The sequence below is a fragment of the Crossiella sp. NPDC003009 genome (assembly GCF_053591555.1).
Genome location: NZ_JBSFUA010000016.1, coordinates 21,192 through 34,815, shown reverse-complemented (window position 1 = coordinate 34,815; position 13,624 = coordinate 21,192). Strand labels below are relative to the sequence as shown.

Here is a 13,624-nt window from a genome sequence, read left to right as displayed (position 1 = left end):
GATCGGGCGCGGAACCGCCGCCGCTCTGCGAGGCGCCGGAGCTGAGCAAGGCGGAGGCGCGGGACATGTTGGGGCTGCTGGAAAAAACCCGGTTGCTGGGCCGGGCGTGAAAGGGCGGGCACCGGGATGTCCAGTGCCCGCCCAGGAGCCGCGCGGCGGGCCGGTAGCGCCGCCGTCCCGGCTCAGTCCAGCGTGCCGGCCGCGACCTTCAGGATCTCGCGCGTCTGCGTCACGATGTCCGTCCGGTTCTTCTCCAGCACCGGGTCGGACACCTTGTCCTTGTTGCTGGGATCGAAGAACAGGATCGGTGTGTGCACGTGCCCGCCCGGCACCTGCGCCTGCACCGCGTCTCGCAGCAGCGTGGCCCGGTAGGCGATCTCGTTGGACAGGTAGGAACCACCGCCACCGGCACGGGCCACCGAACCCGGCGTCGGGCCGTCCGGCCGGGTCACCGGCTCGGTCTGCCCGGCCGGGATCTCGGTCACCGCGGTGCGGTCGTAGACCGGGAACTGCCCGGTGTTCGCCGCGGTGATCTCCTTGTACGGCAACGTGGTCGGCACGAACTCCGGCTGCGGCGTCACCGTCGGCACGCCCGCCGGGATCGGGATGCCCGAGGCCCGGTTCTCCCGGTTGTTGTCCAGGCCGGTGTGCCAGCGGCCGTTGTAGCGCTCGATGTCGAACTGCCCCGCCCTGCCCTGGCTCACCGTGGTGAACAGGTCCACCTGCTTGCGGCCGGCCTTGAAGTGCGGCAACAGGGTCCGCTCGACCATGCCGGCCTCGAACGGGGTCCACAGCACCGGGAACATCGCGGTCTCCACCCTGGCCCGCCCGGCCGGGGTGGTGATGTAGGTGCCGTCCAGGGCCAGCGCGGTCGCGCCGCTGGGGTTGGTGCGGCGGATGTCGCCGTCGAGCTGGAACGGGTCGAACCCGGTCAGCACCACCCGCTTGACCCGTTCCCCGGCGGGCAGGTCGATCGAGTCCTGGCCGCGGGAACCGGTCTCCACCACGTCCACCAGCGCCTTGCGGTCGGCGGCGGAGACGGTGAAGCCGGGCTGCCACTGGTGCAGCGCCCTGGTCAGCTGCAACCGGGCCCAGTACAGCGGCCGGTCGTCACCGCGGGAGAGGTCGCCGCCTGCCGGGCCCCTGCCCTGCACCCGGTCCACCGCGGCCTGCCACAGCTGTCGGCCATGCACCTGCGCCAGCACCTTGGCCGCGCGGACGGACCTGGTGCGGCACAACGACTTCTCGAAGGCCGGGCCGCGGCGGTCGAAGCCGCTGCGGGCCAGGATCTCCTGCGGCACCGCCTGGGTCAGGCGCTGTTCCTCCACCGGGATCGGCGCCGCGCGGTCGAAGCAGTTCGCCGGGGTGGCGGCCTCGGCGGCCACCGCGAGCGGGGCTGCGGCCAGCAGTGCGCCCACGGCCAGCGCACCGGTCACGGTGCGGCGGATCAAGCTGTTCAACTGCCCTCCTGAAAGAGTTCCGCAGAATCCTCGACTCACCCGATCAGGTGAGTGCGGGCTTGTCCAGAGGCGGTTCGGCGGCCAGGTCCGCCTTGCTCGTCTCCGGGGCGATGACCAGCGCGACCACCGTCAGCGCCAGCGCGACGGCCACGTACACGCCGATGGCCACCCAGCTGCCGAAGGACTGCAGCAGCGCCACCGAGATCAGCGGCGCCACCGCCCCGCCGAGCACCCCGGCCAGCTGGTAGCCGAGGCTGGCTCCGGTGTAGCGCAGCTTGGTGCTGAACAGCTCGGAGATGAACGCCGCCTGCGGGCCGAACATGGCCGCGTGCGTGACCAGCGCGACGATGGTGGCCAGGATGATCAACGCGGTGGAGCCGGTGGACAGCAACGGGAAGAAGGCGAACACCCACACCCCCGCGCCCACCGCGCCCGCCAGGTAGACCGGGCGGCGGCCGTAGCGGTCCGACAGCGCGCCGAACAGCGGGATGAGCGCCAGCTGGCAGGCCGAGGCGATCAGCACCGCGTTCAGCCCGACCTGCCGGTTCACCCCCACCGTGTCCTTGAGGTAGGTGAGGATGAACAGGGTGAAGGTGTAGAAGGCCACGTCGGTGCCGATGCGTGCGCCGATCGCGGTGAGCAGCTCGCGCGGGTGCTCGCGGAAGACGTCGAACAGCGGCAGCTTGGCCTTGGCCTCGGTCTTCTCGACCTGGGTGAACAGCGGGCTCTCGGAGATGCTGCGGCGGATCCAGAAGCCGACCAGCACCAGCAGCCCGGAGAGCAGGAACGGCACCCGCCAGCCCCAGTCCAGGAACTGGGCCTCGGTCAGCGTCGCCGACATCACCCCCATCACCGCGGCGGCCAGCAGGTTCCCGGCGGGCACGCCGACCTGCGGCCAGCTCGCGTTGAGCCCGCGTTTGTCCGGCGCGCCGTGCTCCAGGGTCATCAGCACCGCGCCGCCCCACTCGCCGCCCAGGCCAAGGCCCTGCACGAACCGCAGGAACACCAGCACCACCGGGGCGGCCGCGCCGATCTGGGCGTGCGTGGGCAGCAGGCCGATGGCGAAGGTGGCCACGCCCATCAGCAGTAGCGTGATCACCAGGACGTTCTTGCGGCCCACCCGGTCACCGAAGTGCCCGAAGATGGCCCCGCCGACCGGCCGGGCGATGAAGCCCACCGCGTAGGTGGCGAAGGCGAGCAGGGTGCCGGTCAGCGGGTCCGAGCTGGGGAAGAACAGCTTCGGGAACACCAGCGCGGCGGCGGTGCCGTAGAGGAAGAAGTCGTACCACTCCAGCGAGGTGCCGATCAGGCTGGCCGCGATGACCTTGCGGCCGGACCGGGCGGTCGGCGTGGGCGCTGAGCTGCTCATCGGCGTGTCCTTTCGACGCACTGGAAACGGAGTCGTTGACCGGGTCTGGCCTGGGCCGCCTTGGGCAGATCCTCGTCCACCACCACCGCGATCACCGGATAGCCGCCGGTGACCGGATGGTCGGCGAGGAAGAGCACCGGCTGCCCGTTCGGGGGAACCTGGAGCGCGCCGCCGACCACGCCCTCCGGCGGCAGCTCACCCTGGCGGGCCCTGGTCAGCCGCGGCCCGGCCAGCCGCACCCCGATCCGGTTGCTGGCCGGGGTGACCTGGTACGGGCCGGAGCACAGGGCGGAGGCGGCGTTCGCGGTGAACCAGTCCTGCCGGGGCCCGAGCAGCACCCGCAGCACGGGTTCAGCGGAAAGTTCCGCCACCGGCGCGATATCCACGATCGGGTCACCGGCGATCTCCCGGCCGATCGGGATCCTCATCCCTCGGACGAGTGGCTCGGGGCCGATGCCGGAGAGCAGGTCGCTGGCCCGGGAGCCGAGCACCGGCGGCAGGTCGAGGCCGCCGCGGATGGCGAGGTAGCTGCGCAGGCCGCGGGCAGGACGGCCGATGCGGACCGTGGTGCCCGCGGCGACGTAGCAGGGGGCGTGCGCGGCGGCGGTGCGCGGGCGGGGACGATGATCCGCGGTGGAGCGCGGCGCGCCGAGCTGGATCTCGGCCGGGGCCCCGGTCAGCGCCACCCACGCGCCGCGGTGGAACCGCAGGTGCAGGCCGCCCAGCGTCAGTTCCAGCCCCGCGGCGGTCTCGGCGTTGCCGACCAGGCGGTTGGCCAGTTTCAGCGCGGGCGCGTCCGCCGCGCCGGAGCGGCCGACGCCCATCGCGGCCAGTCCTGGCCGCCCCAGGTCCTGGACCAGGGTGAGCAGGCCGGGGTCGAGGACCTCGATCATGACGCCACCTCCTGGAAGCGCACCCTGGTGCCCGCGGTGAGCAGGCCGGGCCGGTCGCGGGCGGTGTCCCAGAGCACCAGGTCGGTGCGGCCCAGCAGCCGCCAGCCACCGGGACTGGACCGCGGGTAGATGCCGACGAACTCATCCGCGATGGCCACCGCGCCCGCCGGCACGCTGGTGCGCGCGGTGTCCCGGCGCGGCACCCGCAGCGCCGGGTCGAGGCCGGTGACGTAGGCGAAGCCGGGGGCGAACCCGCAGAAGCTGACCGTGTAGTCCCCGGCCAGGTGGCGGCGCACCACCTCCGCGCCGGAGAGGCCGGTGAGCGCGGCGACCTCGGCCAGGTCCGCGCCGTCGTAGCGCACCGGGACCTCGACCGTGCGGGCCGGGGCGCGCATCCCGGGCGGCGGGGCGTGCTGGTCCAGGTGTTCGCGCAGGGCGGCGAAGGAGGTGGCCGCGGGGTCGAAGCGGACCAGCACGGTGCGCGCGGCGGGCACCAGTTCCAGCACCCCGGCCGGGGGTCGCTGGCTGAGCAGCGCGTGCAGGGCGTGCGCCGCCGCGCCGTCGGCCAGCTCCACCAGGGCCGCTGAACTGCCAAAACGCCGGACGTCGAGTTCCACGGTGCACCCCCGGTGTGGCTCAGGTCACGCTACGATGTGGTACGAGTCAACATAAGGATTGTTCAACAAAAGAACAAGGGGCTTGTGCCATGATTTTCTTGAGCACAACGAGGAGGTCACGGTGAGCGACGCGCCCCTGGCGGACCTGACGGCCGACCGCGAGCTGCTGGGTCGCAGCTCCACGGCCGAGCGGGTCGCGGGCATCCTGCGGGACCGGATCATCGCCGGGTTCTTCCATCCCGGTGAGCGGCTGTCCGAGGAGGCCATCGGCCAGGCGCTCGGCGTCTCCCGCAACACCCTGCGCGAGGCCTTCCGCCTGCTCTCCCACGAACGCCTGCTCTCCCACCAGCTCAACCGCGGCGTCTTCGTGCGCACCCTGTCGGTGGCCGACGTGGTGGACCTCTACCGGGTCCGCCGGGTGGTGGAGTCCGCGGGCGTGCGCAACCTGCCCAACGCCCCGGAGGGGGGCCTGACCTCGCTGCGCGAGGCCGTCGCCGAGGCCGACCGCGCCGCCACCGACCGCCGCTGGCGCGATGTGGGCACCGCGAACATGCGCTTCCACCAGGCGATCGTGGCCCTGGCCGACAGCGGCCGCCTGGACGAGCTGATGCGCCAGCTGCTGGCCGAGCTCCGCCTGGTCTTCCTGGTGATGAACGACCCCAAGGCCTTCCACGTCCCGTTCATGGCGGGCAACCGGGACATCCTGGAGCTGCTGGAAAAGGGCGAGGCCGACCGCGCCGAAGCCCTGCTGGTGTCCTATTTGGACGAAGCGGAGCAGACCCTGGTGCGCGCCTACGCCCCGCTGGTCCCCGGCAACTGAGCGAGCACCGAGTAGGCCCGTTCCAGGCCCTGCTCGAAGCCCGCCCCGAGCTCGACGTAGTGGTGGCCCTCGGCCGCGCAGGCCGCGCGCAGGGCGTGGCTGCGGTCCACCACCCAGGTCGCGATCCGGTGGTAGGCGGCGTCATCAGCCCCGTCCAGCCAGTCCGGTGCGGCCCGCAGGCCGGCCTCGGTGAGCGCGCTGTTGCCGAGGAAGACCGCCGCCACCGGCAACCCGAGCGCGGCGGCGGCGGTGGCCGCGGCCGGGGTCACGATGTCGCCCTCCACGACGTAGCCGTCCAGGGGGTCGGACTCGTCGAGGCCGTCGGCCAGCGCGCGCAGGAACTCGATCAGGAACGGCTGCGCGGCCTCGGCCTTGTCCGGGTGGGTGCCGTGCCGGACCCCGTGCTGCGGCGCGGCGTGCTGCAACATCGAGACCAGCGCGTCGGTCGGACAGCCGGGGAAACCGTCGCGCTCCAGCAGCATCCGGGCCAGCGTCGACTTGCCCACCCTGGGCGGCCCGCCGATCAGGTACAGCATCAGGTCAGCGCCCGCACGAACGCCGAGCGCAACCGGTTGCCGTCGGCGATCACCTGCTGCACCACCACCTGCTTGCTCCGCGGATCCGCGCCCCTGCGCAGCAGCTCCGGATCGGCCTGCCCGAAGTCCACCGGCCCGGTGACCCCGCGGAACAGGTTCGACCCCGTGGTGGCGCGCAAGGCCGCGTACAGCTTGGCGCGGTCGGGCAGGGTGTGTTCGGTGCGGGCGCGTTCGATCGCGGTGAGCAACAGGTTCACCGCGTCGAAGGCCAGCATCACGTGGCCGTTGGGGCCGGAGCGGAAGGCCTGCGCGGCCTCGCCCTGCTCCTTCTGCGCGTCGGCGTGCTGGGTGAAGAACTGCTCGGCCTCACTCGGCGGGTTGCCGCCGGTGATCCGCCGCCAGCCGTCCTCGGTGGGGCCCAGCGTGGTGAAGTACAGCCGTCCGTCCACAAAGGACACTCGGCGGGGGCGCTGCTGCTCGTTGCCGGCCAGGTCGGCGTAGCCCGCGGTCTCCAGCTGGGACAGGTCGTCCGCGCCCAGCACCACGGTGTCCCGGTCGCAGTCGGACTCGTCCAGCTTCTCCATCAGGGTGGGCAGCTCGTTGGCGCGGCCGGAGTAGATCAGCAGCGGGGTGCGGCGGCGCTGGGCGGCCAGCTCGCACATCTCCTTGACCCTGGTGGCCAGCACGTTGCCGGTGTTGCTCTTGCCCGCCTCATACGGCTGCTCAACCGGCTCGCCCAGTCCGCTGCGGCGGCGCAGCAGCTCTTGCAGGTAGTCGTCCTTGAGGTCGGCGCTGTAGCGGTCGTTCGGGTCGTGCAGCAGGAACGGCTGGCGGGTGCGCAGCCGGGGCTCGGTGGTGGCGAAGGTGATCGCGGCCTCGGCCTGCCGCTTGTTCGGCGGCGCGATCCGGAAGAAGAAGTCCTTGCCGGTGAAGGCGTTCCCGGTCGGCGCGGAGGCCACCATCGGGATGCCCTGCCAGTGGCCGATGGCCGAGCCGAGGATCTCCGCGGCCCGGATGGTGGAGTCCCGGGTCTGGCCCATGCCGCTGACCCCGATCACGGTCGGGTCGCTGTCCACCAGGGACTGGATCTTCTCCGCGGTGTGCTGGGCGAACTCGGAGTTGCCGCCGAAGTTGGCCAGCACCAGCCGCAGCAGGAACGGCGGTTTGATGGTGGGGGTGTTGAACCGGTTCCAGGCCCGCTGGGCCAGATAGGCCCCGCGCAGCTCGTTGACCCCCGCCGACAGGTCCCGGCGCGGGACCTCGTTGGCAGAGCTCAGCATCGAGGCCACCACGATGGTCAGGTAGGGCCGCCGCCGGTCGTCGGTGCTGGGCCGGTCGGCCTCCCGGCGCACCTGCGCGTTCTGCTCGGCGACCAGGCGGCTCAGCTCGGCCACCTCGATGTCGTCGGGCAGGGTCTCGTTGGCGTTGTGCATGAAGTTGCCGATGCCGTCGGTGACCCCGTAGCACTCGCCCTGCGCGGACTTGGTCAGCATCAGGCTCGGGTCGAACACCGAGTCCAGCACCCGGCCCGGCGCGAAGACCCCGTCCCGGTCGCAGTGCACCAGCTGGTGCCGCAGGTAGATCCCGCCGTAGCCGAGCAGCAGCACCGCCACCGCGGCCACCGCGCTGCGCCGCAGCGTGTGCGGCGGCGGCCACACCGTCGGATACGGGTGGCGGTCCTCGCCGGTGCTGTAGGGGGGCAGCGCCGGACCGGGTTCGGCGATGGAGTTGTCCTCGGCCAGCCGGACCTGGTTGCGGTAGAACGACATCTGGTCGGCCACCGCGGGCTGGCCTGCGGCGTCCAGGTTGCGGTAGGCGCGCAGCACGTCGTCGAAGAGCTCCGCGCTGCGCCGCACCGTGGAGGTGTTGGAGCGCAGCTTCCACACCGCGATCAGCAGCTCCTCCACCCGGCGCACCCGAGGCCAGTTCAACCGGCTGCGCAGCTGACGGCTGTGCCGCCAGCCCGGCGCCTCCGCGATCACCTCCAGGTCGGCCACCCACCGGCTGTCGCCCCTGGTCAGCCGGGAGGACAGGTGGCTGGCCACCACATGCGTGTCGCCGAGGGCCAGCGCGTGGTAGAGCCGGTCGCCCTGGCGGCCCAGCATCGTGTAGTGGTTGCGCAGCTCGCGGTGCACGTGCTCGTACGGGTACTCCGCGCCCGCGCCGTGCGCGAGCAGCTGCGCGCCGAGCAGGTCGCGCAGCAGCGGGTGCAGCACGATCCACCGGCCGTCGGCGCTGCGGTCGGCGAAGCTGTAGGTGGACAGCCTGCCCCAGATCTCCTCGGCGTCCCGGTCCGGCACCAGCCGCTGGATGGTGGCCAGGTCGAGCCTGCGCGGCGCGGCCAGCCGGGTCAGCAGCCTGCGGGTCTGCGCCCGCTCGGGCAGGTCGGAGCCCCGGAAGCGTTGCAGGAAGCGGACCAGCAGGTAGTCGCCGACCTTCTCATCCGGTTCGGCGGCGGCCTCCTCGCGCGGCACCCGCTGGGCGAAGACCGCGCGCACCGAGGGGATCACCCGGTCCCGCCGGTAGAGCCGGTCCACCACCTGGGTGGCCAGCCGGACCGCCAGCGGATGGCCCTTGGTCACCTCGTGCAGCTCGGCCACCAGCGCGGCGGAGCGGACCGTGGAGTCCCGGCTGCGGTTCCACTCGTGCAGGAACTGCCGGGTCTGGGCCAGGGTGAACGGCCGCAGCCGCACCGGCAGCACCGCGGCGGCGGCCGGGCCGTGGTTGGCCCGCGCCTGCTCGAAGCGCTGCCGCCAGCCGTGGTAGCGGGCGTGCGCGGCATCGGCCGGATCCAGGTCTTCGCTGTCCGGCGGCGGGATGTCCTGCTGGTCCGGGGTGGCCTGCTTGGTGGCCACCACCAGCAGCGGCACCTCCGGGTTGCGCAGCTTGGCCTCGGCGAGCAGCTCCAGCAGGTCGCTGGCCGGCGGCTCCGGCGTGGTGCGGCCGGGCGGGAACAGGTTGACCTCGAAGGGGGACAACAGGTCCGCGCCGTCGAGCAGCAGCACGCAGTTCACCCGGCGCCGCCGCCTGCGGTGGCCCTTGTAGGCGCCGTCCAGGTCGGCCAGGAAGGCGGCCACCAGCAGCCGGTCCACCACCAGGCGGTCCCGGCGTTCCTCGCTGCGCAGCAGGTGCCAGACCTGGGCGATGACCTCGTCCACCTTGCAGCCCTTGGCCAGCCCGAGCACGCCCTCCCCGGCGACCTTCTCGTACCAGCGCCAGGTGGCGGCGAAGCGGCGCGGCGCGAGCAGCCAGCGGATCCGCGGCGGGGCCACCACGGCCAGCGTGGTCAGCCAGCCCAGCAGCGGCCTGGCCAGCCGGGTCAGCCAGTGCGGGGCGGGCGCGGACTCGGCGATCGAGCCGACCACGTCGGCGATCCTGGGCAGGCCGGTGAGCCGGTGCGCGAGCAGCTGGCGGGCCCTGCGGTGCGGGTCGCCGTCCTCCTCCGGCTCGGCCGCGGTGCTCTGGGCCAGCCGCAGCAGCTCGTAGCGGGGCAGTCGCATCCGTCCGAAGTGGACGTTCTGGTAGCGGCGGAGCTGCCCGAACACCGCGTCGAGGACGTCCCGGCAGGACTTGGAGCCGGTCTCGTCCAGGTCCACCCGCGCCAGCGGCACGTCCGGCCGGCAGCGGCGCTCCAGGTGGTCCAGCAACGTGGTCTTGCCACTGCCGCCGGGCCCGTAGGCGACCACCAGCGGGAGCGGCCGCCGGGCCTTGCGGTCGATCAGCGAGGCCAGCAACGCGGCCGTGCTGTCCCGACCCACCAGGCCGAGGTCAGGCTCCAACGCCACCAGTGACACCCCCAGGAAGTCCTGCGCGGAAAGTGACCGCGTGGCCTACCACAGTAGTCAGCGTCCCCGACACCCGAGCGAGGTTGGTCGAATGCCCGCTGCCCGAAAGGGAGGACCTTGGCCGGATCCGCCGTTCGAGTGGCACCCGCCTGGCACCGTCATCGCATGGGAAGCGTCGCTGTTCTCGACTGCGCCGCGGGGGAGTGGACCAGCGCCGGCCCCCTGCCGTCCCCCCGAGCCTGGTGGGGCCATTCCGACGGGCTGCTCCGGCTGCCCGGCGGCGGGATCGTGGCCATCGGCGGCGAGGACGCCCGCCGCGGCGCCCGCGCCGAGGTCTACCGGTTCGACGAGGCAGACGGCGGCTGGACCGAGCTGGCGCCGCTGGCCACCGCGCGCCGCCGCAACTCCGCCACCGTGCTGGCCGACGGCCGGATCCTGGTCGCGGGCGGGCTCACCGGGCCGAGGGAGTTCCCCGCGCTGGGCCTGGCCACCGCGGAGCTCTACGACCCGGCCACCGGGGAGTGGACACCGGCCGGAACCATGGCCGAGCCGCGGTTCTTCCACCACGCCACCCTGCTGCCCGACGGCAGGGTGCTGCTGGCCGGCGGCAGCACCACCCGCGCGGGCGGCTACACCGCGTTGCAGACGGCTGAGTTGTACGACCCGGACCGCGGGTTGTGGACCAGGACCGAGCACTACGACGCCGAGGCCGGTCCGCGCATCCTGGCCGAGGCCAGGGAGGTCGGCCGCACCGGCGACCGCGCGCTGGCCATGGCCGACGGCACCGTGCTGGTGGCCGGGACCGGGCGCAAGGCGAGGCTGCGGGTGGACCGCGCGCACTTCGGGCTGGCCGAACTGGCCGACGGCCGGGTGCTGGTCACCGGCGGGGTGACCACGGCGGCAGGCGAGGCGGTCCCGGCGTCCGGGTCCTATCCGCTGACCGCCGCGACCAGGCTGTTCCGTTTCCGGAGCTGACCGGTGCGGGCGCGGCGGCGGTCCCGTCTCCGTCGCCGCGCCCGCGTCACCGGGTCAGCTCACCTGCAGGTCGACACAGTTGTAGAAGGCCATCGCCGTGTCGTAGATGTTCCAGATGGCCAGCACCTTCTGACGGCCCGAGTGGTTGCCCAGGTTCACGTTGTGCGAGACCGTGGCCCCCGGGGTGGCGCCGTTGTCGTTGAACGTGGCGACCTTGGTGCCGCCGACGTAGTACTCCCAGGTGGAAGTGCGGTGCCGGGCGGTCAGCCGCCAGTTGAAGGTGACGTTGCGGCCCACCGAGGTGGCCCGCCAGCCCTTGCTGTCGTTGTTCAGCTCGGCGAAGCGGCCCACGTTGCCGTGGCAGTTGCGCAGCCCCTTGGGGCCCTCCACGCTCTGCGGCTCGTACTTGATGTCACCGCAGGACACCGTGCCGGCGGCGCACTGGGCCTGGCGGCTCGGCGGGTTGGAGATGTAGCCGTGCGCGCTCGCCTCCGTGGCTGGCAGGGCGACCAACATGGCGGGCACCATGCCAATACCGGCGGCGGCCGCGACGAGCTTGCTTTTCACGCTCATGTCTCTCCTTCACAGGGTGGAGGCGACAGAACGGCAGATTCCGGTTGTCGGTCCCGCGAGGACCGTGGCGGCGGCGAAGTGGAATCAACGTTCGCCAAAGTGTGGTCTAGACCACGTCCATCTTGGCAAACGTTGGGATACCCGGGAATACGACAAACGGGTGAGAAGCCGGTCGCTCGGCGTGGTTAGTTCATTTCCAAAGTCCGGCCGTCCGGCCCTACCCGGATCTCCTCGGCGCCGCCGGCCAGCGCGTCCAGCATCCGGTCCACCACGTACTGCGGATCCGCGCCCCGGCCGATCCGGTTGGGCCGTCTGCCCGCGGCGGCGCGCTCGCCCATGCCGGTGTCCACGTGCGGCAGCTTCGCATCCAGCACGGTGACCCCGCGCGGCCGCTGCTCCTCGCGCACCGCGGCCAGCCAGGCCGAGAGCGCGGCCTTGCTCGCGGAGTAGGTGGCCAGCTCCGCGGCTGGCCGGTCGGACTCCACGCCGGTGATCGCCGCGATCGCCGAACCCCGGTGCAGCACCGACAAGGCGGTGCGCAGGATGGCGATCGGGGCGAGGGTGTTGACCGCGAAGAGCTGTTCGGAGACCACGTCGTGGGTGTTCTCCGCGGTGCCGAAGGCCACGATGCCCGAGCACACCACCACGCCCTGGAGCCCGCCGAGCACCTGATGGGCATCGCGCACCAGCCAGGGGCAGCCCTCCACGTCGTAGGCGTCGAAGCGCTTGTACTGGCAGCCGCCCAGCTCGCGGGCCAGCGCGATGAGTTTTCGGCGGTCACGTCCGGCCAGCGCGAGCTTCGCGCCCCGATCCGCCAGCCCACGGCTGACCCGGCCACCGAGGACACCGGTGGCACCCACCACGAGAATCCGCGCCCCGCTCAGCTCCATAGATCGAGAATCCGCCAAGAATTGACGAAATACCAGGTCTGCAAGGCTGTTCGACCCGGTGAGCCCAATCCGATCAGCCGCTGCGCCCATACGGCGGGGCGAACCGGCCACCGAGCGTCTACCGTCGTCGCATGCACGATCACGCCACCGACGCGCGAGCGCTCCGCCGCTCCGGGAGCTCCGGGGCCGTCGCGGTGCCGCTGGACCTGGCCGCCAGCCCGTTCCGGGTGGACCGGGACCGGGTCGCGGCCAGCCCGTTCTTCGCCAGGCTCGGCGGCGTCACCCAGGTGATCAGCCCCTCCGGCTCCGGGCTGCTGGTGCACAACCGGCTCACGCACAGCATCAAGGTGGCCCAGGTGGCCCGCGCGATCGCCGAACGCCTGCGCCGCAACCCCTTCCACGCCGACCTGGTGGACAAGCTGGGCGGCTGCGACCCGGACGTGGTGGAGGCCGCCGCGCTCGCCCACGACCTGGGCCACCCGCCGTTCGGGCACCTCGGCGAGCAGGTGCTGGACCGGCTGGCCCGGCACCGCCTCGGCCTGCCGGACGGCTTCGAGGGCAACGCGCAGTCCTTCCGGATCGTCACCACCACCGACGTGCGCGGGCCCGCCGCGGTCGGCCTGGACCTGACGGTGGCGGTGCGCGCGGCGATGCTGAAGTACCCGTGGACCCGCCTGTCCCACCCCGATCCGCACCCGCGCACCATGGCCCAGCCGCCGCGCGGCGCCGGCGAGCCCTCGGACGCGCCGGGCACCGGGTCGGCCAAGTTCTCCGTCTACGTCTCCGAGATCGACGACATGCTCCAGGCCCGGCTGCCCTTCCAGGGCCGCATCCCGGACTGGCAGCAGACCGTCGAGGCCTCGGTGATGGACACCGCCGATGACATCGCCTACGCCATCCACGACCTGGAGGACTTCCACCGGGTCGGCGTCCTGCAGCACGCCACGGTCGCCGCCGAGCTGGACGTCTGGCAGCGGGAGTGCGTGGAGCTGGCCGGGCTGAGCCGCCCCGACCTCCAGGCCCAGTCCCGCAGGCCCGGCCGGTCGCTGGAGCTGCTGCGCCGCCGCCTGCACCTCAAGGACGGCTGGGTGGTCGACGACGAGGCCTTCGCCGCCGCGGTGGCCAGGGTGCGCAGGGACCTGGTCGACGGCCTGCTCTCCACCCCGTTCGACGGTTCGGTGGAGGCCGAGCAGTTGGTCGCCGACTTCTCGGTGCGCTGGACCGCCCGGCTGGTCGAGGGCGTCACCATGCTCGCCGAACCCAGCACCCGCACCGCGCACGTGGCCCTCGCGCCCGATCAGTGGCACGAGGTGCAGGTGCTCAAGTTCGTGCACCACCGCTTCGTGCTGGGCCGCCCTGACCTGGCGCTGCACCAGCGTGGCCAGGCCCGGCTGCTGACCTCGCTGGTGGAGGCCCTCGACCAGTGGCTCAGCGACCGCTACGAGCGCTCCCGGCTGCCCAGGCGGCTCAACGACCTGGTGGAGCTGGCCCAGGAGGAGTACACGACGCTGGCGAAGACCAGGCCGCAGGTGCTGGCCGGGGCCACCGGCGAGCTGCCCGAGGGCCGGGACTCGTTGCGGCGACTGGCCCGCGGCCGGGCGGTGGTGGACTTCGTCGCCTCGCTGACCGACTCGCAGGCGGTGGCCATGCTGGAGGCGCTCTCCGGGCGCACCGGCCAGCTCTGGACCGACGCTTTTGTGCTGTAG

Annotated in this window: 11 protein-coding genes; 3 read left to right on the top strand and 8 right to left on the bottom strand. The window is 72.7% G+C overall.

Translation table 11 applies throughout. The features are described 5' to 3' along the window. Positions 1–182: 182 nt before the first annotated feature. Genes ACWDY5_RS19105 through ACWDY5_RS19090 form a run of 4 tightly spaced genes read right to left on the bottom strand, consistent with a single transcriptional unit; the run spans position 183 to position 4,339 of the window. Positions 183–1,460 (bottom strand): pyroglutamyl peptidase, encoded by a 1,278-nt coding sequence (locus ACWDY5_RS19105; RefSeq protein WP_449723514.1) that lies wholly within the window; start codon positions 1,458–1,460, stop codon positions 183–185. Between the two features lie 43 nt (positions 1,461–1,503). After that, positions 1,504–2,829 carry an MFS transporter gene (locus ACWDY5_RS19100; protein WP_449723513.1) on the bottom strand — a complete coding sequence of 442 codons (1,326 nt, stop codon included), beginning with the start codon at positions 2,827–2,829 and terminating at the stop codon, positions 1,504–1,506. Continuing rightward, positions 2,826–3,722: a 5-oxoprolinase subunit C family protein gene (locus ACWDY5_RS19095; protein WP_449723512.1), complete on the bottom strand. Its 897-nt coding sequence runs from the start codon at positions 3,720–3,722 to the stop codon at positions 2,826–2,828. The genes ACWDY5_RS19100 and ACWDY5_RS19095 overlap by 4 nt, the downstream gene beginning before the upstream one ends. Beyond that, positions 3,719–4,339: a 5-oxoprolinase subunit B family protein gene (locus ACWDY5_RS19090; RefSeq protein WP_449723511.1), complete on the bottom strand. Its 621-nt coding sequence runs from the start codon at positions 4,337–4,339 to the stop codon at positions 3,719–3,721. Before ACWDY5_RS19090 ends, ACWDY5_RS19095 begins: the two co-directional genes overlap by 4 nt. A gap of 121 nt (positions 4,340–4,460) precedes the next feature. Between ACWDY5_RS19090 and ACWDY5_RS19085 the strand changes: the two genes are divergently transcribed. Beyond that, the gene (locus tag ACWDY5_RS19085) at positions 4,461–5,159 is read left to right on the top strand and encodes a GntR family transcriptional regulator (RefSeq protein WP_449723510.1); all 699 of its coding nucleotides are present in this window, start codon (positions 4,461–4,463) and stop codon (positions 5,157–5,159) included. Here the strand turns inward: ACWDY5_RS19085 and ACWDY5_RS19080 are convergent. Beyond that, on the bottom strand, positions 5,132–5,695 hold the full coding sequence (locus tag ACWDY5_RS19080) for a hypothetical protein (protein WP_449723509.1): 564 nt from the start codon (positions 5,693–5,695) through the stop codon (positions 5,132–5,134). The two genes, ACWDY5_RS19085 and ACWDY5_RS19080, sit on opposite strands and share 28 nt — an antisense overlap. Next, positions 5,695–9,480, bottom strand: coding sequence for a hypothetical protein (locus tag ACWDY5_RS19075; RefSeq protein ID WP_449723508.1), 3,786 nt, complete (start codon positions 9,478–9,480; stop codon positions 5,695–5,697). Before ACWDY5_RS19075 ends, ACWDY5_RS19080 begins: the two co-directional genes overlap by 1 nt. A gap of 165 nt (positions 9,481–9,645) precedes the next feature. Between ACWDY5_RS19075 and ACWDY5_RS19070 the strand changes: the two genes are divergently transcribed. Beyond that, on the top strand, positions 9,646–10,455 hold the full coding sequence (locus tag ACWDY5_RS19070) for a Kelch repeat-containing protein (RefSeq protein ID WP_449723507.1): 810 nt from the start codon (positions 9,646–9,648) through the stop codon (positions 10,453–10,455). A gap of 54 nt (positions 10,456–10,509) precedes the next feature. Here ACWDY5_RS19070 and ACWDY5_RS19065 read toward each other — a convergent pair whose 3' ends face one another. Continuing rightward, on the bottom strand, positions 10,510–11,028 hold the full coding sequence (locus ACWDY5_RS19065; RefSeq protein ID WP_252483014.1) for a lytic polysaccharide monooxygenase auxiliary activity family 9 protein: 519 nt from the start codon (positions 11,026–11,028) through the stop codon (positions 10,510–10,512). Between the two features lie 185 nt (positions 11,029–11,213). Beyond that, positions 11,214–11,918 carry an SDR family NAD(P)-dependent oxidoreductase gene (locus ACWDY5_RS19060; RefSeq protein ID WP_449723506.1) on the bottom strand — a complete coding sequence of 235 codons (705 nt, stop codon included), beginning with the start codon at positions 11,916–11,918 and terminating at the stop codon, positions 11,214–11,216. Between the two features lie 131 nt (positions 11,919–12,049). Here ACWDY5_RS19060 and ACWDY5_RS19055 point away from each other — a divergent pair, with 131 nt between their 5' ends. After that, complete coding sequence (locus tag ACWDY5_RS19055; RefSeq protein ID WP_449723505.1) at positions 12,050–13,624, top strand: deoxyguanosinetriphosphate triphosphohydrolase family protein; 1,575 nt, start codon at positions 12,050–12,052, stop codon at positions 13,622–13,624.

Bases quoted from the DNA above. Each gene is read 5' to 3' on its own strand.
- ACWDY5_RS19100 (WP_449723513.1), bottom strand. From the start codon at position 2,829: ATGAGCAGCTCAGCGCCCACGCCGACCGCCCGGTCCGGCCGCAAGGTC.
- ACWDY5_RS19095 (WP_449723512.1), bottom strand. From the start codon at position 3,722: ATGATCGAGGTCCTCGACCCCGGCCTGCTCACCCTGGTCCAGGACCTG.
- ACWDY5_RS19080 (WP_449723509.1), bottom strand. From the start codon at position 5,695: ATGCTGTACCTGATCGGCGGGCCGCCCAGGGTGGGCAAGTCGACGCTG.
- ACWDY5_RS19070 (WP_449723507.1), top strand. From the start codon at position 9,646: ATGGGAAGCGTCGCTGTTCTCGACTGCGCCGCGGGGGAGTGGACCAGC.
- ACWDY5_RS19065 (WP_252483014.1), bottom strand. From the start codon at position 11,028: ATGAGCGTGAAAAGCAAGCTCGTCGCGGCCGCCGCCGGTATTGGCATG.
- ACWDY5_RS19060 (WP_449723506.1), bottom strand. From the start codon at position 11,918: ATGGAGCTGAGCGGGGCGCGGATTCTCGTGGTGGGTGCCACCGGTGTC.
- ACWDY5_RS19055 (WP_449723505.1), top strand. From the start codon at position 12,050: ATGCACGATCACGCCACCGACGCGCGAGCGCTCCGCCGCTCCGGGAGC.